The following is a 21,419-nucleotide window of genomic DNA, read 5'->3' on the forward strand; positions in this document are numbered from 1 at the left end:
CCCAGTGTTTACGCGTCGCCGCCCGCGGCGCCGGGGTCGGCGGCCGAGACGTCCAGCAGCTGGTAGCGGTCGACGGCCTGCTTCAGCACCGAGCGGTCCACCTTGCCGTCGCGGGCCAGCTCGGTCAGCACCGCCAGCACGACCGACTGCGCGTCGATGTGGAAGTACCGCCGCGCCGCACCCCGGGTGTCCGCGAACCCGAAGCCGTCCGCGCCCAGCGAGGTGTACGTCCCCGGCACCCAGCGCGAGATCTGGTCCGGGACCGAGCGCATCCAGTCGGAGACGGCCACGAAGGGCCCCTCCGCGCCGGACAGCTTCCGCGTCACGAACGGAACCTGCTGCTCCTCCTCCGGGTGGAGCAGGTTGTGCCGCTCGACCTCCACGGCCTCGCGGCGCAGCTCGTTCCAGGACGTCGCCGACCAGACGTCGGCGCGGACGTTCCACTCGTCGGCGAGGATCCGCTGCGCCTCCAGCGCCCACGGCACGGCCACGCCGGACGCCAGGATCTGCGCCGGGATCGCGCCCGCCTCGCCCGCCTTGAAGCGGTGGATGCCCTTGACGATGCCGTCCACGTCCACGTCCGCCGGCTCGGCGGGGTGCTGGATCGGCTCGTTGTAGACGGTGAGGTAGTAGAAGACGTCCTCGGCGTTCTCGCCGTACATCCGGCGCAGGCCGTCCTTGACGATGTGCGCGATCTCGAAGCCGAAGGCCGGGTCGTACGCGACGCACGCCGGGTTCGTCGAGGCGAGCAGCTGCGAGTGGCCGTCCGCGTGCTGGAGCCCCTCACCGGTCAGGGTCGTACGGCCGGCGGTCGCACCCAGGACGAAACCGCGCGCCAGCTGGTCGGCCATCTGCCAGAACTGGTCGCCGGTCCGCTGGAAACCGAACATCGAGTAGAAGACGTACACCGGGATCAGCGGCTCGCCGTGCGTCGCGTAGGCCGAGCCGGCCGCGATCAGCGACGCCGTGCAGCCCGCCTCCGAGATGCCGTCGTGCAGCATCTGCCCGGTCGGCGACTCCTTGTACGCGAGCAGCAGCTCACGGTCCACGGCCTCGTACTGCTGGCCCAGCGGGTTGTAGATCTTGGCGCTCGGGAAGAAGGAGTCCATACCGAAGGTGCGGTACTCGTCTGGCGCGATCAGCACGAACCGCTTGCCGATCTCCTTGTCCCGCATCAGGTCCTTCAGCAGCCGTACGAACGCCATCGTCGTGGCGATCGACTGCTGCCCCGAGCCCTTCTTCACCGCCGCGTACGTCTTGTCGTCCGGCAGCGCCAGCGGCTTCGCGCGCACGACGCGGGTCGGGACGTACCCGCCCAGCCCCTTGCGGCGGTCGTGCATGTACTGGATCTCCTCCGAGTCCCGGCCAGGGTGGTAGTACGGCGGGACGCCGCTCTCCAGCTGCTGGTCGGTGATCGGGATGTGCAGCCGGTCGCGGAAGCCCTTCAGGTCGTCGACCGTCAGCTTCTTCATCTGGTGCGTCGCGTTGCGGCCCTCGAAGTTCGGGCCGAGCGTCCAGCCCTTGACCGTCTGCGCCAGGATCACGGTCGGCTGGCCCTTGTGCTCCACGGCCGCCTTGTACGCCGCGAAGATCTTCTTGTGGTCGTGACCGCCACGGCCCAGGTGCAGGATCTGGTCGTCGCTCATGTTCTCGACCATGGCCCGCAGGCGCTGGTCGTCACCGAAGAAGTGGTCACGGATGTACGCGCCGGTCTCCGTCGCGTACGTCTGGAACTGCCCGTCCGGCGTGGTGTTCAGCTTGTTGACCAGGATGCCGTCCCGGTCCTGCGCCAGCAGCGGGTCCCAGGAGCGGTCCCACACCAGCTTGATCACGTTCCAGCCGGCGCCGCGGAACTGCGACTCCAGCTCCTGAATGATCTTGCCGTTGCCGCGCACCGGGCCGTCGAGCCGCTGGAGGTTGCAGTTGACGACGAACGTCAGGTTGTCGAGGCCCTCGCGCGCCGCGATCGACAGCTGGCCGAGCGACTCCGGCTCGTCCATCTCGCCGTCGCCGAGGAACGCCCACACCTGCGACTTGGAGGTGTCGGCGATGCCGCGTGCCTCCATGTAGCGGTTCATGCGCGCCTGGTAGATCGCGCCGATCGGGCCGAGACCCATGGAGACGGTCGGGAACTCCCAGAAGTCCGGCATCAGCCGCGGGTGCGGATAGGACGACAGACCGTTGGGGAACTTCGACTTCTCCTGCCGGAAGGCGTCGAGCTGCGCCTCGGTCAGCCGGTCCAGCAGGAACGCGCGCGCGTACACACCGGGCGAGGCGTGTCCCTGGAAGAAGATCTGGTCGCCGCCGTCGCCCTCGTCCTTGCCGCGGAAGAAGTGGTTGAAGCCCACGTCGTACAGGGAGGCGGAGGAGGCGAACGTGGCGATGTGGCCGCCCACGCCGATACCGGGGCGCTGCGCACGCGACACCATCACGGCGGCGTTCCACCGCGTGGCGTTGAGGACCTTGCGCTCGATCTCCTCGTTGCCGGGGAAGAACGGCTCGTCCTTGGTGGCGATGGTGTTCACGTAGTCCGTGCTGCGCATCTCGGGCACGGCCACGCGCTTCTCGCGCGCCCGCTCGATCAGGCGGAGCATCAGGTAGCGGGCGCGCTCGCGGCCCCGCTCGTCCACGGCGGCGTCGAGGGAGTCGAGCCATTCCTGGGTCTCTTCGGGATCGAAATCCGGGACCTGGCTGGGAAGGCCGCCAATGATGATCGGGTTGCGATCGGATCCGGAAGCCACGCTGTTCCTTCTGTTCGGTGGAGCCTACGGGGAGTGGAGTGTCAGCAGTGCGGTCGCGCCGCCACCATCGTGTACCCCATGGGCGTAAACGTCATCTTTACCGAGGGGTAACCCCCACGGTTCGCCGTATCCGGGCCCGGGCCCCAGGAAGGCGCTGGTCAAATCGCAACCTTACGCCCAACCCGGCCATGTGTTTCGTTCGGCCGTTCGCCCCCTGCGGGCGCACGGAAGGAGTAGAAGCGAATAAAGTGGGTCAAGAGCCGTGGTGCGTATCGCGGGCATGAGCGGGAAGATGCCTGAAGTTGCGATGAGACGGCCCCAAACGTCACCGTTTCGGCGGTCTCGACAGCGGGGTACTTGCGCGATCCGCCCCGCACGTGTGGACTACGCCCAATGCCACGCGTACGCGCGCGGCCGAAGCACTTCCCAAAAAACGATCAGGAGGCAAGCCGTGAGCGCGACCGCGGACCACGCGGAGGAGCGGACCAACCCGGCGGCAAAGCTGGGGTTCGAGCCCGGACAGGTGGTCCAGGAGATCGGCTACGACGACGACGTCGAGCAGGAGCTCCGTGAAGGCATCGAGGCCCTCATCGGCCAGGATCTCGTCGACGAGGACTACGACGACGTCGCCGACGTCGTACTGCTGTGGTTCCGTGACGACGACGGCGACCTCACGGACGCGCTGGTCGACGCCATCGGTCTGATCGACGAAGGTGGGCAGATCTGGCTCATGACGCCCAAGACCGGCCGTGACGGTTACATCGAGCCCAGCGACATCAACGAGGCGGCGCAGACCGCAGGCCTCTCGCAGACCCGGAGCATCAACGCCGGCAAGGACTGGACCGGCAGCCGCCTGGTGACCCCGAAGACCGCCAAGCGCTGATTCCGCCCCGAGCCGAGCCACCCGGGCCCCCGCCGACACCCGTCGGCGGGGGCCCGGTGCGTAGGGTGGGGTCCACGAGATTCGGCGAAGGGATTCTTTCTGTCATGGCGATCGAGGCGATCGAGACGACCGCTCCCGTCCAGGCCGGCACCAAGGCCCCGGACTTCGAGCTGAAGGACAACCACGGACGGACCGTGTCGCTCGCGGACTTCCGCGGAGAGAAGAACGTCGTGCTCCTCTTCTACCCCTTCGCCTTCACCGGGGTGTGCACCGGGGAGCTGTGCGCCCTCCGCGACGAGCTGCCGACGTTCGTCAACGACGACACCCAGCTCCTGGCCGTCTCCAACGACTCGATCCACACCCTGCGCGTCTTCGCCGAGCAGGAGGGCCTGGAGTACCCGCTCCTGTCGGACTTCTGGCCGCACGGCGAGGTCTCGCGCGCGTACGGCGTCTTCGACGAGGAGAAGGGCTGCGCGGTGCGCGGCACCTTCATCATCGACAAGGAGGGCGTCGTCCGCTGGACCGTCGTCAACGGTCTGCCGGACGCCCGCGACCTCAACGAGTACGTCGCGGCGCTCGACACCCTCTGATTCTTCGGCGCAAGTGCCTGCTCACGACGGGAACCGGTTACTAGGATCCAGTCGTTGATCCGATGCCAACGCACCACGGGGGCGCTGCCCCTGGAAACCAATGGAGGGACTCGTGGGAGTCAGCCTCAGCAAGGGCGGCAACGTCTCGCTGACCAAGGAGGCCCCGGGCCTGACGGCAGTCACCGTCGGTCTGGGCTGGGACGTCCGCACCACCACCGGAACGGACTTCGACCTCGACGCCAGCGCCATTCTGGTCAGCGCCGAGGGCAAGGTCCGCAACGACCAGGACTTCGTGTTCTTCAACAACCTGAAGAGCGCGGACGGCTCGGTCGAGCACACCGGCGACAACCTCACCGGTGAGGGCGAGGGCGACGACGAGCAGGTCAAGGTCGACCTGGCCAACGTGCCGGCCGACGTCGCCAAGATCCTCTTCCCGGTGTCGATCTACGACGCCGAGACCCGCCAGCAGTCCTTCGGCCAGGTCCGCAACGCGTTCATCCGCGTCGTGAACCAGGCCGGCGGTGCCGAGATCGCCCGCTACGACCTGAGCGAGGACGCCTCGACGGAGACCGCCATGGTCTTCGGCGAGCTGTACCGCAACGGCGCGGAGTGGAAGTTCCGCGCGGTCGGTCAGGGCTACGCGTCGGGCCTGCGCGGTATCGCGCAGGACTTCGGCGTCAACGTCTGACCCGACGCGACCCGACCCGGCACCACACGGTCACGGTCCACCACCGCGGTGTCCGGCCCCGGCCGGCCACCGCGGTGTGACGCCCGGCGCCCGTAAGGCCCGGCCGCCGCGGTGTCACACCCCGGCGGCCCCGGCGCTCCGGCCCGCCGGCGGCCCGCTGCCCCGGCGTCCCGGGGTGGGGCGCCGGGGTGGGGGCGCCGCGACCCGTCGCGGGTGGCGGGGCCCGAACGCCGTGCAGTCCCGTCCGGCGCCGCACGTCTCCGTGCGGCGCCGGACGTGCCTTACCCGCCCGCCCCGGGCACGAGCACCGCGCCCGGGGCGGGGGTCCGGGGTCCGCCCCGGGAGAACGCAGCATCGGATCCAGGGGAGGATCACCATCATGGGCGTCACGCTCGCCAAGGGAGGCAACGTCTCCCTCTCCAAGGCCGCACCCAACCTCACCCAGGTGCTGGTCGGCCTCGGCTGGGACGCGCGCTCCACCACCGGAGCGCCCTTCGACCTCGACGCCAGCGCACTGCTGTGCCAGAACGGCAGGGTGCTCGGTGACGAATGGTTCGTGTTCTACAACAACCTCACCAGCCCCGACGGCTCCGTCGAGCACACGGGTGACAACCTCACGGGCGAGGGCGAGGGCGACGACGAGTCGCTGATCGTCGACCTCCCACGCGTACCGGCTCATGTAGACAAGATCATCTTCCCGGTCTCCATCCACGAGGCGGACAACCGGGGCCAGACCTTCGGCCAGGTCAGCAACGCCTTCATCCGCGTCGTCAACCAGGCCGACGGCCAGGAACTCGCCCGCTACGACCTCAGCGAGGACGCCTCGACCGAAACCGCGATGATCTTCGGCGAGCTCTACCGGTACGGCGGCGAGTGGAAGTTCAGGGCGGTGGGACAGGGGTACGCATCGGGGCTGCGGGGCATCGCTCTAGACTTCGGGGTCAATGTTTCCTGAAGAACGTCTCCGGGTTTGTTCAAAACCCGGCGCGCACGGCGCGGGGGAGACCCGTATCCGTACTTAACACGATTGGGTAGCCAGTGGTTCTGAAAACCTTCGGCTGGTCGTTCGCCGTCACGGCGCTCGGCCTCGCTTTCGCCGCCTGGCAGTGGGGCTGGGAGGCGTTCGGGATCGTACTGATCCTGTCGATCCTCGAGATCTCGCTGTCGTTCGACAACGCGGTGGTCAACGCCGGGATCCTCAAGAAGATGAACGCCTTCTGGCAGAAGATCTTCCTGACGATCGGCATCCTGATCGCGGTCTTCGGTATGCGGCTGGTCTTCCCCGTCGTGATCGTCGCCATCAGCGCCCAGGTCGGCCCCATCGAGGCCGTCCAGCTCGCCATGGACAACCCCTCGCGGTACGAGGACCTCGTCACCGACGCGCACGCGGCCATCGCCGCCTTCGGTGGCATGTTCCTGCTCATGATCTTCCTGGACTTCATGTTCGAGGACCGCGAGCACAAGTGGCTCTCGTGGCTGGAGCGCCCCGCGGCCAAGCTCGGCAAGGTCGACATGCTCTCGGTCTGCATCGCGCTGATCGTCCTGCTGATCACCGCCATGACCTTCGCCACCCAGGCGCACACCAGCACCGGACACGCCGACAAGTCGGCCACCGTACTGCTCTCCGGCGTCGCGGGCCTCGTCACGTACCTGATCGTGGGCGGCCTGTCCGGCTACTTCGAGGACAAGCTGGAGGAAGAGGAGGAGCGCGAGCACGAGGAGGAGGAGAAGGCCAAGAAGGAGGGCAAGCCCGTCTCCGCCGTCGGCCTCGCCGGCAAGGCCGCCTTCTTCCTCTTCCTGTACCTGGAAGTCCTGGACGCGTCCTTCTCCTTCGACGGCGTGATCGGCGCCTTCGCCATCACCAACCACATCTTCTGGATGGCGCTGGGCCTCGGCATCGGCGCGATGTACGTCCGGTCGCTCACCGTCTACCTGGTCCGCCAGGGCACGCTGGACGACTACGTCTACCTGGAGCACGGCGCGCACTACGCGATCGGCGCGCTCGCGGTCATCCTGCTCATCACCATTCAGCACGAGATCAGCGAGATCATCACCGGTCTCGTCGGTGTTTTCCTGATCGCCGCGTCCTTCCTGTCCTCCGTGCGCCGCAACAAGGCGCTGGCGGCAGCGGGCGAGGAGGACAAGACGCACGTCTCGGTCTGACGTCCGGATGACGTCCGGCGTGTGACATTCGCGGGGCCCGCCCGGGTGTGGGACCCCCGCGAGCGAGGAACGCTTCCGTTGCGGGGCGGCCGGTGCTCCCGGCCGCCCCGTCGCGTATGCGCTCAACCATGGGGCACCGGACGACTGGGGGTGGGGCAATGGCCTTCTGGGACAGCCTCTTGCGGAACAACAACGCGGCGCAGTTCGACTCGGGCAGCGCCTCGTCGAACGCCATCGACCTGACCAAGCGCCGCCCGTCCGTCTCGCTCACCAAGCAGGGCGCGGCCACCGGCAACCTGCGCGTCAACCTCTCCTGGCGGATGCGCACCTCCGACATCGAGGGCCGCTCCCGGCACAGCGGCCGGCTGCTGCGGCACCCGCTCAAGCTCTTCAAGCCCGACGTGGTCCAGGCGCACACACAGGGCGTGGTCAACGTCGACCTGGACATCGGCTGCCTGTACGAGATGAAGGACGGCACCAAGGGCGTCGTCCAGCCGCTCGGCAGCTTCTTCGGCGACCTCAACTCGGCCCCGTACGTCAAGCTCAGCGGCGACGACCGGTTCGGCGCGCCGTCCGGTGAGACGATCTTCGTCAACCTCGACCACCGGGACGCGATCAAGCGCCTGTTGTTCTTCGTCTACATCTACGACCAGACGCCGGCCTTCGACCGTACGCACGCCACGATGACGCTCTACCCGAGCAACGGCCCCCGCATCGAGATAGAACTCGACGAACGCGCACCGCAGGCCCGCTCCTGCGCGGTCTTCATGCTGGAGAACGTCAAGGACGAGCTGGTGGTACGCCGTGAGGTGCGGTTCGTGTACGGCTTCCAGGCCGAGCTGGACCGGCTCTACGGGTGGGGCCTGCAGTGGGGGCGCGGGTTCAAGGCCGGCAAGGTGTGAGGCCGCGCCCGTCGCGCACCCGCCGTGGGCTCAGGAGCGGACGAACTGCGGGCCCATCGGCGGCAGCCGGAAGTTCGGGTCCGGCGCGGGCGCGGCGGCCGCGGCGGGCTGCGGGTAGCCGTAGGCGGGCTGCCCGGACCCGGGCTGTGCCGGACCGTCCTGCGGGTAGCCGTAGCCGGGCTGGGCCTGGCCGGGCTGGGGGTAGCCGTAGGCGGGAGCGGGCGTGCCGGCGGGCGCGGGGCCGGGGGCCGGGGGTGAGACCGGCGGCGGGGGCGCCCCAGGGGCCGGGGGTGTCGCCGGGGCGGTGGGCACCACCGTGGTGGGTGCCGACGCCGAGGCGTCCGCGGCCGCCGGGGTGCCGGGGGACGCGGGAGTCCCGGCAGCGGTGCCCGGCGCGACAGTGGCCCCCGCCTCCCGGGCCTCTCCCGACCCGTTCGTCTCCGCGGCCTCGTCCGCCTCGTCAGCCTCGTCCACCGAGATCCCGAACGCGGTGGCCAGCCCGATCAGCCCCGTCGGGTAGCCCTGTCCCACCGCGCGGAACTTCCAGCCGTCCCCGCGCCGGTACAGCTCGCCGCAGATGATCGCCGTCTCCTCGCCGGTCTCCGGCCGCACCTCGAAGACGGCCAGCGGCTCGGTGCCGCCCGACCCGGCGTCGTACAGGAGAATGCGCAGGTCACGTACGTGATCGAAGGTGTCCCCGTCCGACGACGCCGCCAGCACCACCTGGTCCACCGAGGCGTCCAGCGCCGTGAGGTCCGCCTCGATCGTGTCGGTCAGCCCCTCCGACACCCGCTTCTTCGACAGCCGTCGGACCAGACCCGAAGGGTGGCGTGGCTGGTTGTAGAAGACGAAGTCCTCGTCGGAACGCACCCGTCCGTCCGTGCCGAGCAGCAGGGCGGAGGCGTCCACGTCCGGAACCCCGGGGCCGGGGGTCCAGCACAGTACGGCCCGTACGGCCGCGGCATCGAGCGGGACGTTCGAGCCCTTCAGCATGGCGTGCGTCATGTCCGACATCCTGCCTGGCCGCCCACGCCCCGGACAACGCGGGGGCCGCGCGGCGGGGGCGAGAAGCAGACGAGTTACCTGGAGTTCATGCCCGGGGGGAACCCGCGACACCTCTCCCTACGTACTATTACCGGCCACATGTCATCAGGGCCTTTCACGGCAGTTCGGGGGATACTCATGCGTCATTTCGGGCACATCCCGGCCACTGCCCGGTCGGGGCTCTTCCACCGGGAGCCGTGCGAGTTCACCGCCGACTCCCCGGCCCGGGTCCTCGGCGCCGCCCTCGGCGCCACGCTCTACAGCCCCGCCACCCGGCCGAGGCTCGCCGACGACGTGATGAAGCAGGTGGGGCGCGGCGTCGTGTCGATGGTCCTGTGCCTGGAGGACTCCATCGACGACGGCGAGGTCGCCGAGGCGGAGGAGAACCTCGTCCGGCACTTCGCCGACCTGCACGAACGCGACGGCGAGCCGCCCCTGCTCTTCATCCGGGTGCGACGGGCGGAACAGATGGCCGACCTGGTGCGGCGGCTCGGGCCGTCCGCCCGGCTGCTGTCCGGATTCGTCCTGCCCAAGTTCACCGAGGAGCGCGGCGGGCCCTTCATGGAGGCGCTCACCGTGGCCGAGAACATCTGTGAACGGCGACTGTTCGCCATGCCCGTGCTGGAGTCGCCGGAGCTCCTCCACCTGGAGACCCGGTACGAGACGCTCGCGGGCATCGGCCGGATCGTCGACAAGTACCGTGACCGGGTCCTGGCGCTGCGCCTCGGCGTCACGGACTTCTGCTCCGCGTACGGACTGCGCCGCTCGCCCGAGATGACGGCGTACGACGTCCACATCGTGGCCGGCGTCATCGCGGACGTCGTCAACGTCCTGGGCCGCTCCGACGGCACCGGCTTCACGATCACCGGCCCGGTGTGGGAGTACTTCCGCCTCCAGGAGCGCATTTTCAAGCCACAGCTGCGCCGCAGCCCCTTCATGGAGCAGCGGGCCGACGAACTGCGCACCGCGCTGATCGAACACGACCTGGACGGGCTGCTGCGCGAGATCGAGCTCGACCGGGCCAACGGCCTGCTCGGCAAGACGTGCATCCACCCCTCCCACGTCCTGCCGGTGCACGCCCTGTCCGTCGTCAGCCACGAGGAGTTCAGCGACGCCGAGGACATCCTGCGACCGGAACGCGGTGGCGGCGGGGTGCTGCGGAGCGCCTACACGAACAAGATGAATGAAGTGAAGCCCCACCGTGCGTGGGCGGAGCGGACCCTCCGGCGAGCGGAGGTCTTCGGCGTCGCGAAGGAGGACGTCGGCTTCGTGGAGCTGCTCGCAGCGGGGCTGGTCAAGTGAGTCACGAGACGCCGGGCAGGATTCCGGGAGAGAGCGAGAACGTGGTGGTCTGGTCGGGTACGTGGGTGTCGGAGCGGCTCGGGGTCGAGCTGACCGGCGACCGGAGGCTGCCCGAACTGCTGGGCCTGGCGCTGCGCCGCAACCCCAAGCGGGCGCACCTGCTGGTGTCCAACGTGCTCGGCAAGCACGTGCCGCAGAGCCCCGGTGTGGTCTGGCGGTCGGGTTACGACCTGGGCGTACGGGTACGACAGCTGCTCGGCCCCGCCGACGCGGAACGGGCCGTGGTGCTCGGGTACGCGGAGACGGCGACCGGCCTCGGCCACTCGGTCGCGGACGGTGTGGGCAGCGCCCCGTACCTGCACTCCACCCGGCGCCCGGTGCCCGGGGTGGCCCCGGCGGGCGGCTTCGAGGAGGCCCACTCGCACGCCACCTCGCACCTGCTCCTGCCCGAGGACCCCGCCCTGCTGGCGGGCACCGGGCCGCTCGTCCTGGTCGACGACGAGTTCTCCACCGGCAACACCGTGCTGAACACGGTGCGCGACCTCCACTCCCGCCACCCGCGCGAGCGGTATGTGATCGTCGCGCTCGTCGACATGCGTTCGGCCGCCGACCAGGACCGGTTCGCGGCCTTCGCCGCCGAGATCGGCGCCCGGGTGGACCTGGTCACCCTGGCGGCGGGCACGGTCCGGCTCCCCGACGGCGTCCTGGCCCGCGGCCAGGCCCTGGTGGCCGAGTACGAGGCCGCGGCGGCCACCCGCGGCGCCGGGACCACGCCCGCTGCGCCCGCCGCGCCGGCGCCGCCCGTGCGGCGCGTCCGGCTCGGGTGGCCCGACGGCGTACCGGACGGCGGGCGGCACGGCTTCACGCCCGCCCACCGCGCCCGCCTGGACGCCGCGCTCCCCGCGATGGCCGAGCGCCTCGCCGACGCCCTCGGGCTCCCTGACGGTGCCCCCGGCGGTGAGGGCGCCGCCGCACCGCGCCTGCTCGTCCTCGGGTGCGAGGAGCTGATGTACGCCCCGCTCGCCCTCGGCGTCGCGCTGGAGCGGCACGGCGGCGCCGAAGTGCGGTTCTCGACCACCACACGCTCGCCCGTCCTCCCCGTCGACGACCCCGGCTACGCCATCCGCACCCGGCTCGTGTTCCCCGCCCACGACGCGCCCGCCGACGGCCCCGGCGACCGGTACGCCTACAACGTCGCGGGCGCCGGTTTCGACGCCGTCGTCGCCGTCGTCGACTCGGCCGCCGACACCCCCGCGCTCCACGCCCCGGACGGCCTCCTGGCGCAGCTCGCCGCGCACATACCGCACGTGCTGCTCGCCGTCGTGCCGTCCTACGTCCCCGCGTCCCGCGTTCCCGTGCCCCACGTCCCCGCGTCCCACGTCCCCGCCGAAAGGCCCTCCATGCTGCCCGAGCCTCTCCGGGGCCCCGCCTTCTCGTCCTACGCCCCCGAGGAGGTCGGCTGGCTCCTCCAGGACCTCTCGGACGTCGAGCTGGAGGCCCCGACCGAGGAGCGCGAGGAGGCCATCCAGCACGGCGGCGCCCACTACGCCGAGTCCCTGCCCGTCGAGTACCAGCCCAGCGACCGCTACCAGGCCCTCTTCCACGCCGCCCTCGACACCTCCGCCGCCCGTATCGCCCGCGCCGTCGGCACCGTCACCGAGACCGTCCTCGCCGAGCGGTCCCCGCGCCCCGTGCTGGTCTCCCTGGCCCGCGCCGGCACCCCCGTCGGCGTACTCATGCGCCGCTGGGCGCTCCACCGCCACGGCCTCGACCTCCCGCACTACGCCGTGTCCATCGTGCGCGGCCGGGGCATCGACGCCAACGCGCTGCGCTGGCTCGCCGCCCACCACGACCCCGCCGACGTCGTGTTCGTCGACGGCTGGACCGGCAAGGGCGCCATCACCCGCGAACTGGCCGCCGCCCTCCAGGACTTCCCCGGCTTCGACCCCGAGATCGCCGTCCTCGCCGACCCCGGCTCCTGCGTCCGCACCTACGGCACCCGCGAGGACTTCCTCATCCCCTCCGCCTGCCTCAACTCCACGGTCTCCGGCCTCATATCCCGCACCGTGCTCCGCGCCGACCTGGTCGGGCCGGACGACTACCACGGCGCGAAGTTCTACCGCGAACTCGCCGGCGCCGACGTGTCCAACGACTTCCTGACCGCCATCACCTCCCACTTCGACGACGTCACCGCCCTCGTCGACGCCGACGTCAAGGAACTCTCCGCCACCGACCGCACCCCCACCTGGGCCGGCTGGGCAGCCGTCGAGCGGATCAGCCAGGAGTACGGCATCCACGACGTCAACCTGGTCAAGCCCGGCGTCGGCGAGACCACCCGCGTCCTGCTGCGCCGCGTCCCCTGGAAGATCCTCGCCCAGCGCGGCGCGGGCGCGGACCTCGACCACGTACGCCTGCTCGCCGAGCAGCGCGGCGTACCCGTCGAGGAGGTCGACGACCTGCACTACACCTGCGTCGGACTGATCCACCCGAAGTACACCAGGGGCGCCACGGGCGCCGACGGCAAGGCGGTGGCGAACCGATGACCACGGCCCTCACCACCCTCGTCGCCAGCGACCTCGACCGCACCCTCATCTACTCCGCCGCCGCCCTCGGCCTGACCATGCCCGACGCCGAGGCGCCCCGCCTCCTCTGCGTCGAGACCTACCAGCACAAGCCGCTGTCGTACATGACGGAGACCGCGGCCGCCCTGCTGACCGAACTCCCGCGCCACGCCGTCTTCGTACCGGCCACCACCCGCACCCGCGAGCAGTACCAGCGCATCCGGCTCCCCGGACCACCGGCGCGCTACGCGATCTGCGCCAACGGCGGCCACCTGCTGGTCGACGGCGTCTCCGACCCCGACTGGCGGCGCACCGTCGCCGCCCGCCTCGCCGACGAGTGCGCCTCGCTCGACGAGGTCCGCACCCACCTGCTCGCCGCCGCGGACCCCGCCTGGCTGCTGAAGGAGCGGGTCGCCGAAGACCTCTTCGCCTACCTGGTCGTCGAGCGCGCCCTCATGCCCGACGGATGGATGAAGGAACTCGCCGCGTGGGCCGCCCCGCGAGGCTGGGCCGTCTCCCTCCAGGGACGCAAGGTGTACGCCGTCCCCCAGCCGCTCACCAAGAGCGCGGCGGTCCGCGAGGTCGCCCGCCGCACCGGGGCGGACCAGGTGCTCGCCGCCGGCGACTCGCTGCTCGACGCCGACCTGCTGCTCGCCGCGGACCGGGGCTGGCGCCCCGGCCACGGCGAACTCGCGGAGGCCGGCTGGAACGCCGGTCACGTCGAAGCGCTGGAGGAGCGCGGAGTGGCGGCGGGCGAGGAGATCCTGCGCCGGTTCAGCTCCGCCGTGCCCCCGAACCCGGCTTGAGGAGCCGGACCGCCACGAACGCCACCACGGCGGCCACCGCCACGACCAGTACCACCTTCGAGTACAGCGACACGTAGTGGCTGACCTGCTCCCAGTTGTCGCCCAGCACGTACCCGGCGAGGACGAACGCGGTGTTCCAGATCGCGCTCCCCAGCGTCGTCAGCCCCAGGAACACCGGCAGCGGCATGCGTTCTATGCCGGCCGGCACGGATATGAGGCTGCGGAAGATGGGGATCATCCGCCCGAAGAACACCGCCTTCGTGCCGTGCCGCCCGAACCACGCCTCCGTACGCTCGATGTCGGCGACCTTCACCAGCGGCAGTTTGCTCGCGATGGCGATCGTCCGCTCCCGGCCGAGCAGCGCCCCCACGCCGTACAGCGCGAGCGCGCCGACGACGGACCCGGCCGTCGTCCACAGCAGCGCGGCGATCAGGTCGATCCGGCCGGTCGCCGAGGCGAACCCGGCCAGCGGCAGGATCACCTCGCTGGGCAGCGGCGGGAAGAGGTTCTCCAGGGCGATGGCGAGTCCGGCTCCCGGCGCGCCAAGGGTGTCCATGAGGCTGTTGATCCAGCGTTCCATGGCTCCACGCTAGAGACCCGAAGCTGAAAGCACACTGAAGGCCGCCGCAGGCTTCGCCCTGGGGTTCTCCGCAGTGCGGAGGCGGAGGCGGGGGCGGCCCGGGGGCGGCCCCGGGGGTGGCCGTCGCGCCGCCACCAGCCGGAACCGGCAGCGGTGGGCGCCGAGTTGGCGGCGGGCGAGCGCGACCGCAGGGCCGTCCGTCCGTGATGGACGTCGGCCACGGCCCGCCGGTCCGGGATCAGGGCGCCCGACGTGGCCGGGTCAGCCGCAGCAGCCGCCCCCGCAGCAACCGCCGCCCCCGCCCTGCGACGGCGCGGGCGCACCACCCTTCGCCGTACCACCCACGGCGACGGCGGACAGCAGCTTGACGGTGTCGTCGTGACCGACGGGACAGGCCGCCGGCGCGGACGACTCGGCCATCGGACGGTTCAGTTCAAAGGTGTCACCGCAGGTGCGGCAGCGGTACTCATAGCGAGGCATGGCCCCAGATTAACCGCGCCGTCAGTGACCGCCGCCCCGGTCTTCCCGGATCATCTCCACCGCACGCGCCACCGTGGCCCGCACGGCCTCCGTCTCGGTCAGGAAGTGCCAGTAGTCGGGGTGACGGCCCTCCAGCCCCGCGATCGCCCGCTCCAGCCGGGCCACCGAGTCGTCCAGAGGGCGGGCGTGACGCGGATCGGGCGTGTTCCGGCCGGCCATGGCGAGCCGCTGGGCGTCCCGGATGGCGAACCGGGTGCGCTGGATCTCGACCTCCGGGTCCTTGGAGACGGCGTTCAGCCGGCTGAGCCGGTCACCGGCGGCCGACACCGCCTCGTCGGCGCCGTTCAGCAGCGCCCGCACGGTCGAGAGCAGGGCCGTCGCATCGGGCCACCGCTGCTCCTGACGGGCCTTGGCCGCCTCCTCGATCTTCCCCTCCGCCTGCCGGACGCTCTTGGCGGCCTGCTCGGGCACATGCTGGAGGTCCTGCCAGCACGCGACACTGAACCGCCGGCGCAGCTCGCTGAGCACCGGATCGACCGACGAGGCACGGTTGGCGAGGGCCTGCGCGCGCGTCCTGAGCGACACCAGCCGCTTGTCGATCTCGGCCGCCCTTTCGGGCAGCCGTTCCGCCTCCGCACGTACGCCTTCGGCATCCCGCAGGACCTGGTCGGCCCGCTGCAGCGTCTCGGCGACACCGTGCTGCCCAGCGCCCTGGTTGAGCTTGGTCAGCTCCGGGCCGAGCGCGGCGAGCCGTGTCGCGAGATCATCCGCACGCAGTCCGGAACCACGCACCGTGTCGAGAGCGTTGCTCGCGGAAAGGAGCGCCGCCCTCGCCCGCTCCACGGCCGGCGCCAGCCGGGCCAGCTGGGTCTCCGCCTTGTCCAGCAGCGGCCCGAGCCCCTGCTCGAACCTGTCCAGCTCCCCTTTCACACGGACCAGGTCGTCCTTGGCGCGGTTCAGCTCCCCGCGCGCCCGGGAGGCGACGGAGGCCTCCAGATCGTCCCGGTCGAGGTCGTACGCGTCGACCACGGTGATGTACGCCAGGCTCACCTCGTCGATCCGCCGCCCCAGCTCGGCGAAACCGTCCACCGCCCGGAGCGCCCCCGGCGACGCGTCCACCGCCGTGATCGTCTCGATCGAGATCCGCAGGTCCCGCTGGGCGGTGTCCAACTCGTAGAACGCCGCCGCAGCCGCGTCCTTGGCCGCCTGAGCGTCCGCCCGCTGGCTCTCACCGCGCCCGCCGAACCAGCGCCGCGTACCCCCTCCGGCGAAGGCCCCGGGCAGCGCCGCCACCATCAACGGCACAGGCAGCAACATCAGCGCGAGCACATCCTGCACGTACCGCCGCGCTCGTGTCGCCGTCACATCCGCTCCCGTGCCATGTGTACGCCCCTGACCGGTTCATTCTCCCACCAGGTAAGGACGAACACACCGGCCGGTTAGTTCGCGCTCCGGACCGTGACTTGCCCGTTGTCGCTGCGCGCCTTCACCACGTGCCCGCTCCGCTCGTCGGTCGGCACCCCCACCTTCACCTCGCCGTTGTCACTCCCCGCCTCCACCGCGTACCGGGTAGCACCGCCGGGCAGTTCGACGGTGATGTCACCGTTGTCGTTCACGGCCTCGACCCGCTCCGGCACCGCCCCGAGCGCCAGCCGTATCTCCCCGTTCCCCGACGACGTCACCACGCTCCTCGCGGTCCCGCCCTCCACGCGGACGTCCCCGTTCTCACTGCGCAACTCCAGCGGCCCCCGCCCGTCCCGCACGGTCACCCCACCGTTGTCGACCGTCACCTTGAGCGCCGTCTCGAACCCCTCGGCGGTCACGTCCCCGTTGTCCCCCTCCACCGTCACCGCCACCCCGCGCGGCACCCGCACCTCGTGCCGCGCCCCGCAGCGACTCGCCAGCGCGTCGCACTCCACCCGCAACGTCAGCCGGTCGCCCTCCAGCTTCCACACCGGGTCGGGCCCCTCCCCGAACACCACCCACCCGTCGACCTGCCGGCTCACCTCCACGTCCTTCACGTCCGCCGGCACCAGCACGAGCTCCGAATCGCCCGCCTCCACCACCAGCGACTCGCCCCGGAACCCGAACGCCTTCCGCTCCACCGGCGCCCCCTCCACACCCGCATCCCCGCACCCCGCGAGCCCCAGCGCCCCCAGCACCACCCCACCGACAACAAACGCCCGCACCCGTCCTGCACCCACGACGACTCCCCCACTAGGTCATTTCCCTCGCCCCTCACGCTACGTATCCACCCCACCCCACCGCGATCCGGCCACCCACCGCTCCCCAGGTAGGGCTAACCCCCGCACCCTCCGCCCGCGAGCCCAGGTTTGCGGGATCCACCGGTCGGCCATGTACCCTGTTCACTCACTCCACGGGTGCGTAGCTCAGGGGTAGAGCGCTGCTCTTACAAAGCAGATGTCGGCGGTTCGAAACCGTCCGCGCCCACTTGATCGGCAGTACGACGAAGGCCCAGGCCATCCGGCAGTTTCCCGGTGTCCTGGGCCTTGTTCGTTCCTCTGCCGTCACCGAGGGGAGCGGGCGGCGTGCCACTCACGTGCCAGATGGTCCGTTCCGATCTTGAACCTTCCGGATTTGGCGGTCCACGTGATCGGCGATCTTATGGTCGCGACCGTTCACCAGGTGCTGGTAGATCAGCGCCGCCCGTACCGACGAGTGCCCCATCCGGTGCATCAGCTCCCGCGTGGTCGCGCCACCAGTGGCCGCCAGAGTGTTGCCCGTGTGCCGCAGGTCGTGGAAGTGGACGTCCCCTAGACCGGCCTGGGCCAGGGCGCGCAGCCAGATACGGCGGAAGTTGTTGCGGCGCAGCATGCCGCCGCGAGGCCCAACGAAGACCAGTCCGTTGCGCCCCGCCTGCGAGTACTCGGACAGGTGGGCTTGCAGCTCCTCGCCCAGCGAGGCCGGAAACGCGACCGTACGAATGCCCGCAGCGCTCTTCGGCGTCTTGATCAGCAAGCCGTCCGTACGCGTCTCGGCGGCAGCCCGGCGAACGGAGACGACTCGGCGCTCCAGGTCGACGTCATGCCGCTGGAGCGCCGCCAGCTCCCCGAACCGCAGCGACGTGAATGCGGCGAGCAGGATCAACGCTCGGTAGCGCTCGGGGACGACGTCGGCGAGCCGGAACACCTCGGCGACCGTGAGGAAGGGACGCTCAGCCGTCTTCGTGGCACCTGCACCCTTGATCCGGCAGGGGTTGCGCTGGATCAGCCCGTCATCGACTGCCGTGTGCATGATCGCCCGAAGGATCTGGTACGCCTTCACCACGGTCGGTTCACCCACGCCGCTGTCGAGAAGGCCGGCACGCCAACGCCGGATCTGCGGTGTGGTGATGTCACCCACGTTGACGTCGCGGAACGTCGGCAGGATGTGCAGCCGCAGAGCACTGCCGTTGCGCTCCCGGGTTGTTGCCGCGTAGTCGCGCTCCTTGAACCAGGCGTCGGCGTACGCCCCGAACGGGATCTTGTCGTCCGGATTCTGCCACCGACCCTCGATGATCTCCGCTTCCTTGCGGACCAGCCACCGGTCAGCGTCAGTCTGCGTCGCGAAGGTCTGCGGTGCCGCACGGAGCTGCCCGTCGGGGCCTCGGTACCGCGCCTGAAAGCGCCCGGAGGGCAGCTTGCGAACCGAGCCGAAGCGGCGCTTCCTGCCCTTGCCGTTTGCCATCAGGCCACCGCCTTGTACGCCGTCCCACGGCCCGGCGAGATCGGCGACACGGTGTTCGCCAGGACGAACGACTCCAACGCGCTCTCCGGAATGCGCACATGGCGGCCGACCTTGACGAAGACGATGCGACGCTCGGCGATCAGGCGGCGTGGGAAGCGCTCCGTCGTCCCGAGGTATTCGGCGACTTCAGCGACGCTCATCAGCCGGTCCTTCATGCTGCGGCTCCTTCCAGGTCGAGTTCGGCGCGGATCTCTCGGGCGTGTTCGCGGTTGTGCTGGATGTCGCGGCGGACGTTGGCGGCGAGCCAGGATTCGCCGGGGGTGGAGCCATGTCCGGCGTAGGCCCAGTGGGCGACGGTGAGGACGGTGGCTTCCGGGTGTTCGTCGGGGTCGGGCAGTCCGAGTGCGGTGCGTTGCTGGGCGGCGCGGTAGTCGGCGCGGACCTGGCGTAAGGCACCGAGGGTGGTGGAGTAGCGGCGGGACTTGGTGGAGAAGTGGCCGCGGAAGCCGAGCATGTGGGCCCAGGCCCGCAGCCGCCGGTCCGGGTAGGCCGCATCGAGGTCCATGCAGGCTTCCATGAGCCGCCGGGGGTGGTCCGGGACACCAAGGAGGACGAGGGCTTCCTTGTTGCCGACCGGGTGGTCGACGGTGCCGGTGGTCTCGGCGGCTTTGGTGGCGTACTTGGCGACGTAGGCGGCGACCGCCTGTTCGGTCAGCTCCTCGCCCTGGCCGAAGGCGCCGATGGGCTGGACGTCGAGCTGGTCGCCCCACCGCAGCACCAGGTCCTGGTCGACGCCGTGCTCCGGGGCGGCGGGAACGCTGACCTCAACGCGGGCGGCGGCGGCCCGGATGGCGTCGGTCAGCAGGTCGAGGGTGGCCCAGGCCGGGGGCGGGGTGTCGGGTCCTTCGGGGCCGTCGAAGCGGATGACGGCGTGGAAGTGCACGGCGCCGCGCTTCTGGTACTCGGCGACCTTGCCGAACGAGACCCGGGACTGCTCCCGGGCGGCTTTCTGAGTGAGGCCGGCACGGCGGGCGACTTCCCGGCGGAGGTAGATCGTGAAGTACCGCCACAGTTCGGAGGCGTGGTTGTTCCACAGCACGGCGCCCGCGTAGTCGTAGGTCTCCGGGTCGAGCGGGGTGCCGAGTTCGGGGGCGTCTTCGGGGTGTCGGGTCCCGCAGCGGCATCGGCGGTTGCCGGGTCGGTTGTGGACCGGGCCGAAGGAGGGCGCGGTGAGAGTGGCGAAGACGCGGGGGTGGTCGCGGATCGTGTCGGGGGTGCCTTTGTCGGGTGCGCCGACGAGCCCGGCGCGGATCAGGTGGTAGGTGTCCCCGGCGTAGGTCCAGGCGCAGGCGGGGCAGCGGGAGGCCCGGCGGTTGCCGCAGGCGACGCGCAGGACGCCGCCGGGTTCGTTGTCGGTGGTGTAGGCGTGCAGGACGGTCTTGGTGGCGGGGTCGATGAGCTTGGTGCCGCCGGACAGGCGGATGGGTGCGGCGCATCCTCCGGTGCGGCGGATCTGTTCGGTGAGGCGGTCGAACCCGGGGGACCCGGCCACCCGGAGCAGATCGCTCAGGGTGGCCGGGTCCAGGCCCGCCGCGGTGGCGGTGTCGGTCAAGGCGATCACTTCCCGGCGCGGGCGAGGGCGGCGGGGGCGGTGCGGTTGCCGGTGCCCTTGCAGGCCGGGCAGGTGGCGGGAAGAGTGCGGCGCTGCCCGTCCGGCGTGGTGGTGCCGGTGGTGATGTGGACGACGGGGAAGCCGTCGCAGTGGGAGCAGACGCGCGGGGTCGGGTGCTGGGGCATCATGGGTTGTCCCTTTCGGGTCCGGTGGATCTGGGAGGGGTTCAGGCGCCCGGGGCGGCGGAAGTTTGGCGACCGAGGCCGCTCCGGGGGCCGCTTAGCGTGTGTTGCGCCTGCCGTGGCCCTTGGCCGCGTACATCGACTTGTCGGCGGCCGAGAGGGCGTCGGTGAGGGCGGGGAGGGGCAGGTGGTCACGGTGGCAGTGGCCGACCGAGGCCGAGACCCGCAGGGTGTGGCCGTGGTGCGTGACGGGCTCGTCGAGCGCGGCCCGGAGGGCGGGAAGGCCGGCGGTGTGGTCGGGGTCGGTGACGATGGCGGCGAACTCGTCTCCGCCGAGGCGGGCGGCGATGCCGTGACGGCCGCACCAGGTGCTGAGGCGGTCGGCGGTCGCGGTGAGGACGGTGTCTCCGGCGGCGTGGCCGTGGGTGTCGTTGATGGCCTTGAAGTCGTCCAGGTCGACCAGGACCACGAGCGCGTTGCCGTGCCGGGCCAGCAGGTGGTCGGCGCGGGCGGTCCATCCGGCGCGGGTGTGCAGGGCGGTCAGGGGGTCGCGGCGGGCGGTGGCAAGGCGGCGGATGAGCAGCCCGCCGTGCAGGGCCCAGCCGAGGGCCGGTAAGCCAGCGGCGGCGATCGTGGCCGTGTCCATGCCGGTCACCGGCCCTTGCGCCGGTTGCGGGCGGGCTTGATGGGCGGGATGGCGTCGTAGGCGTCGCGGCCCTGCTCGAAGGAGGCCCGGTCGTTGTCGTTCATGCTGGTGGCGCCGAGCTGGCGGTGGATGCGGCCGATGGCCTTGCGGTCGCCGTGGCGCTTGGCGATGGCGTACTCGCGCCCCAGTTCGGCCATCTGCGGGTTGGACGGCGTGCTTTCGCTCTTGCGGCGGAAGAGGCCCATGTCAGTGCTTCCTTTCCTGGTTGATCAGGGACTTGAGGACGACGGCGCACACGGCGACCGAGGTGGCGGTGATGGCGACGGCGAGGAGCATGGAGACGAGGACGGCGCCGACGACCAGGACCACGGCCCCGCCACCGGCCACGAGGGCGAGCGCGCTGCCGGGGGTGAGCTGGACCGCCGTGCGGGCGGAGGGGGCGACCGGGGCCGGGGGTGCCGGCAGGGGGGCGGCCGGGTGCTCGGGCACGGTGTGCCGGGTCGGGGTGTAAGTGTCGGGGCGCGGGTACTTGGGGGTGAACACGGGGGCGGG

At 71.0% G+C, this 21,419-nt stretch carries 22 protein-coding genes and 1 tRNA gene; 10 read left to right on the plus strand and 13 right to left on the minus strand.

Translation table 11 applies throughout. The features are described from left to right. Positions 1-8 precede the first annotated feature (8 nt). Positions 9-2,741, minus strand: coding sequence for a pyruvate dehydrogenase (acetyl-transferring), homodimeric type (gene aceE / locus EIZ62_RS22960; protein ID WP_156694580.1), 2,733 nt, complete (start codon positions 2,739-2,741; stop codon positions 9-11). 451 nt (positions 2,742-3,192) lie between these two features. Between aceE and EIZ62_RS22965 the strand changes: the two genes are divergently transcribed. From EIZ62_RS22965 to EIZ62_RS22990, 6 genes are all read left to right on the plus strand, one after another. Then, positions 3,193-3,624 (plus strand): DUF3052 domain-containing protein, encoded by a 432-nt coding sequence (locus EIZ62_RS22965; RefSeq protein WP_156694581.1) that lies wholly within the window; start codon positions 3,193-3,195, stop codon positions 3,622-3,624. A gap of 104 nt (positions 3,625-3,728) precedes the next feature. Then, on the plus strand, positions 3,729-4,214 hold the full coding sequence (locus EIZ62_RS22970; RefSeq protein ID WP_156694582.1) for a peroxiredoxin: 486 nt from the start codon (positions 3,729-3,731) through the stop codon (positions 4,212-4,214). A 112-nt stretch (positions 4,215-4,326) separates the two neighbouring features. Then, entirely contained in the window at positions 4,327-4,902 is a 576-nt protein-coding gene (locus tag EIZ62_RS22975; protein ID WP_156694583.1) for a TerD family protein, read from the plus strand. Positions 4,903-5,281: 379 nt separating this feature from the next. Continuing rightward, positions 5,282-5,857: a TerD family protein gene (locus EIZ62_RS22980; protein ID WP_156694584.1), complete on the plus strand. Its 576-nt coding sequence runs from the start codon at positions 5,282-5,284 to the stop codon at positions 5,855-5,857. Positions 5,858-5,940: 83 nt separating this feature from the next. Then, positions 5,941-7,065, plus strand: a complete 1,125-nt coding sequence (locus tag EIZ62_RS22985) for a DUF475 domain-containing protein (RefSeq protein ID WP_156694585.1) — start codon at positions 5,941-5,943, stop codon at positions 7,063-7,065. Between the two features lie 158 nt (positions 7,066-7,223). Beyond that, positions 7,224-7,967, plus strand: a complete 744-nt coding sequence (locus tag EIZ62_RS22990) for a TerD family protein (RefSeq protein ID WP_156694586.1) — start codon at positions 7,224-7,226, stop codon at positions 7,965-7,967. A gap of 30 nt (positions 7,968-7,997) precedes the next feature. Here EIZ62_RS22990 and EIZ62_RS22995 read toward each other — a convergent pair whose 3' ends face one another. Continuing rightward, complete coding sequence (locus tag EIZ62_RS22995) at positions 7,998-8,972, minus strand: TerD family protein (RefSeq protein WP_156694587.1); 975 nt, start codon at positions 8,970-8,972, stop codon at positions 7,998-8,000. A 177-nt stretch (positions 8,973-9,149) separates the two neighbouring features. Between EIZ62_RS22995 and EIZ62_RS23000 the strand changes: the two genes are divergently transcribed. The 3 genes from EIZ62_RS23000 to EIZ62_RS23010 are packed head-to-tail and all read left to right on the plus strand — an operon-like array spanning position 9,150 to position 13,680. Continuing rightward, positions 9,150-10,313 (plus strand): HpcH/HpaI aldolase/citrate lyase family protein, encoded by a 1,164-nt coding sequence (locus EIZ62_RS23000; protein ID WP_156694588.1) that lies wholly within the window; start codon positions 9,150-9,152, stop codon positions 10,311-10,313. Then, positions 10,310-12,856: a phosphoribosyltransferase gene (locus EIZ62_RS23005; protein WP_156694589.1), complete on the plus strand. Its 2,547-nt coding sequence runs from the start codon at positions 10,310-10,312 to the stop codon at positions 12,854-12,856. The genes EIZ62_RS23000 and EIZ62_RS23005 overlap by 4 nt, the downstream gene beginning before the upstream one ends. Next, a complete protein-coding gene (locus tag EIZ62_RS23010; RefSeq protein WP_156694590.1) occupies positions 12,853-13,680 on the plus strand; it encodes an HAD family hydrolase in 828 nt (275 codons plus the stop codon). The genes EIZ62_RS23005 and EIZ62_RS23010 overlap by 4 nt, the downstream gene beginning before the upstream one ends. Here the strand turns inward: EIZ62_RS23010 and EIZ62_RS23015 are convergent. The 4 genes from EIZ62_RS23015 to EIZ62_RS23030 form a co-directional block, all read right to left on the minus strand. Next, positions 13,649-14,260 (minus strand): DedA family protein, encoded by a 612-nt coding sequence (locus tag EIZ62_RS23015; protein ID WP_156694591.1) that lies wholly within the window; start codon positions 14,258-14,260, stop codon positions 13,649-13,651. The genes EIZ62_RS23010 and EIZ62_RS23015 overlap by 32 nt on opposite strands. A 261-nt stretch (positions 14,261-14,521) precedes the next feature. Then, complete coding sequence (locus tag EIZ62_RS23020) at positions 14,522-14,740, minus strand: FmdB family zinc ribbon protein (RefSeq protein WP_156694592.1); 219 nt, start codon at positions 14,738-14,740, stop codon at positions 14,522-14,524. 21 nt (positions 14,741-14,761) lie between these two features. Beyond that, the gene (locus EIZ62_RS23025; RefSeq protein ID WP_244376263.1) at positions 14,762-16,057 is read right to left on the minus strand and encodes a hypothetical protein; all 1,296 of its coding nucleotides are present in this window, start codon (positions 16,055-16,057) and stop codon (positions 14,762-14,764) included. Positions 16,058-16,179: 122 nt separating this feature from the next. Further along, on the minus strand, positions 16,180-16,944 hold the full coding sequence (locus EIZ62_RS23030; RefSeq protein ID WP_156694594.1) for a DUF4097 family beta strand repeat-containing protein: 765 nt from the start codon (positions 16,942-16,944) through the stop codon (positions 16,180-16,182). A 175-nt stretch (positions 16,945-17,119) separates the two neighbouring features. On the opposite strand from EIZ62_RS23030, the gene EIZ62_RS23035 reads away from it, so the two are divergent. After that, positions 17,120-17,191, plus strand: a tRNA-Val gene (locus EIZ62_RS23035). Between the two features lie 105 nt (positions 17,192-17,296). Here the strand turns inward: EIZ62_RS23035 and EIZ62_RS23040 are convergent. The 7 genes from EIZ62_RS23040 to EIZ62_RS23070 form a co-directional block, all read right to left on the minus strand. Continuing rightward, positions 17,297-18,427 carry a tyrosine-type recombinase/integrase gene (locus EIZ62_RS23040; protein WP_156694595.1) on the minus strand — a complete coding sequence of 377 codons (1,131 nt, stop codon included), beginning with the start codon at positions 18,425-18,427 and terminating at the stop codon, positions 17,297-17,299. Continuing rightward, positions 18,427-18,642 carry a helix-turn-helix domain-containing protein gene (locus tag EIZ62_RS23045; RefSeq protein WP_156694596.1) on the minus strand — a complete coding sequence of 72 codons (216 nt, stop codon included), beginning with the start codon at positions 18,640-18,642 and terminating at the stop codon, positions 18,427-18,429. The genes EIZ62_RS23040 and EIZ62_RS23045 overlap by 1 nt, the downstream gene beginning before the upstream one ends. Then, positions 18,639-20,039 (minus strand): replication initiator protein RepSA, encoded by a 1,401-nt coding sequence (gene repSA / locus EIZ62_RS23050; RefSeq protein ID WP_156694597.1) that lies wholly within the window; start codon positions 20,037-20,039, stop codon positions 18,639-18,641. The genes EIZ62_RS23045 and repSA overlap by 4 nt, the downstream gene beginning before the upstream one ends. 5 nt (positions 20,040-20,044) lie before the next feature. Further along, positions 20,045-20,227 (minus strand): hypothetical protein, encoded by a 183-nt coding sequence (locus EIZ62_RS23055; RefSeq protein WP_156694598.1) that lies wholly within the window; start codon positions 20,225-20,227, stop codon positions 20,045-20,047. Positions 20,228-20,318: 91 nt separating this feature from the next. Continuing rightward, positions 20,319-20,867, minus strand: a complete 549-nt coding sequence (locus EIZ62_RS23060; protein ID WP_156694599.1) for a GGDEF domain-containing protein — start codon at positions 20,865-20,867, stop codon at positions 20,319-20,321. A 5-nt stretch (positions 20,868-20,872) separates the two neighbouring features. Next, on the minus strand, positions 20,873-21,112 hold the full coding sequence (locus tag EIZ62_RS23065; RefSeq protein ID WP_156694600.1) for a hypothetical protein: 240 nt from the start codon (positions 21,110-21,112) through the stop codon (positions 20,873-20,875). A 1-nt stretch (position 21,113) separates the two neighbouring features. After that, positions 21,114-21,410, minus strand: a complete 297-nt coding sequence (locus EIZ62_RS23070) for a SpdD protein (protein WP_156694601.1) — start codon at positions 21,408-21,410, stop codon at positions 21,114-21,116. Between the last annotated feature and the right edge of the window lie 9 nt (positions 21,411-21,419).

It is taken from the genome of Streptomyces ficellus (genome assembly GCF_009739905.1).
GTDB classification, from domain to species: domain Bacteria; phylum Actinomycetota; class Actinomycetes; order Streptomycetales; family Streptomycetaceae; genus Streptomyces; species Streptomyces ficellus_A.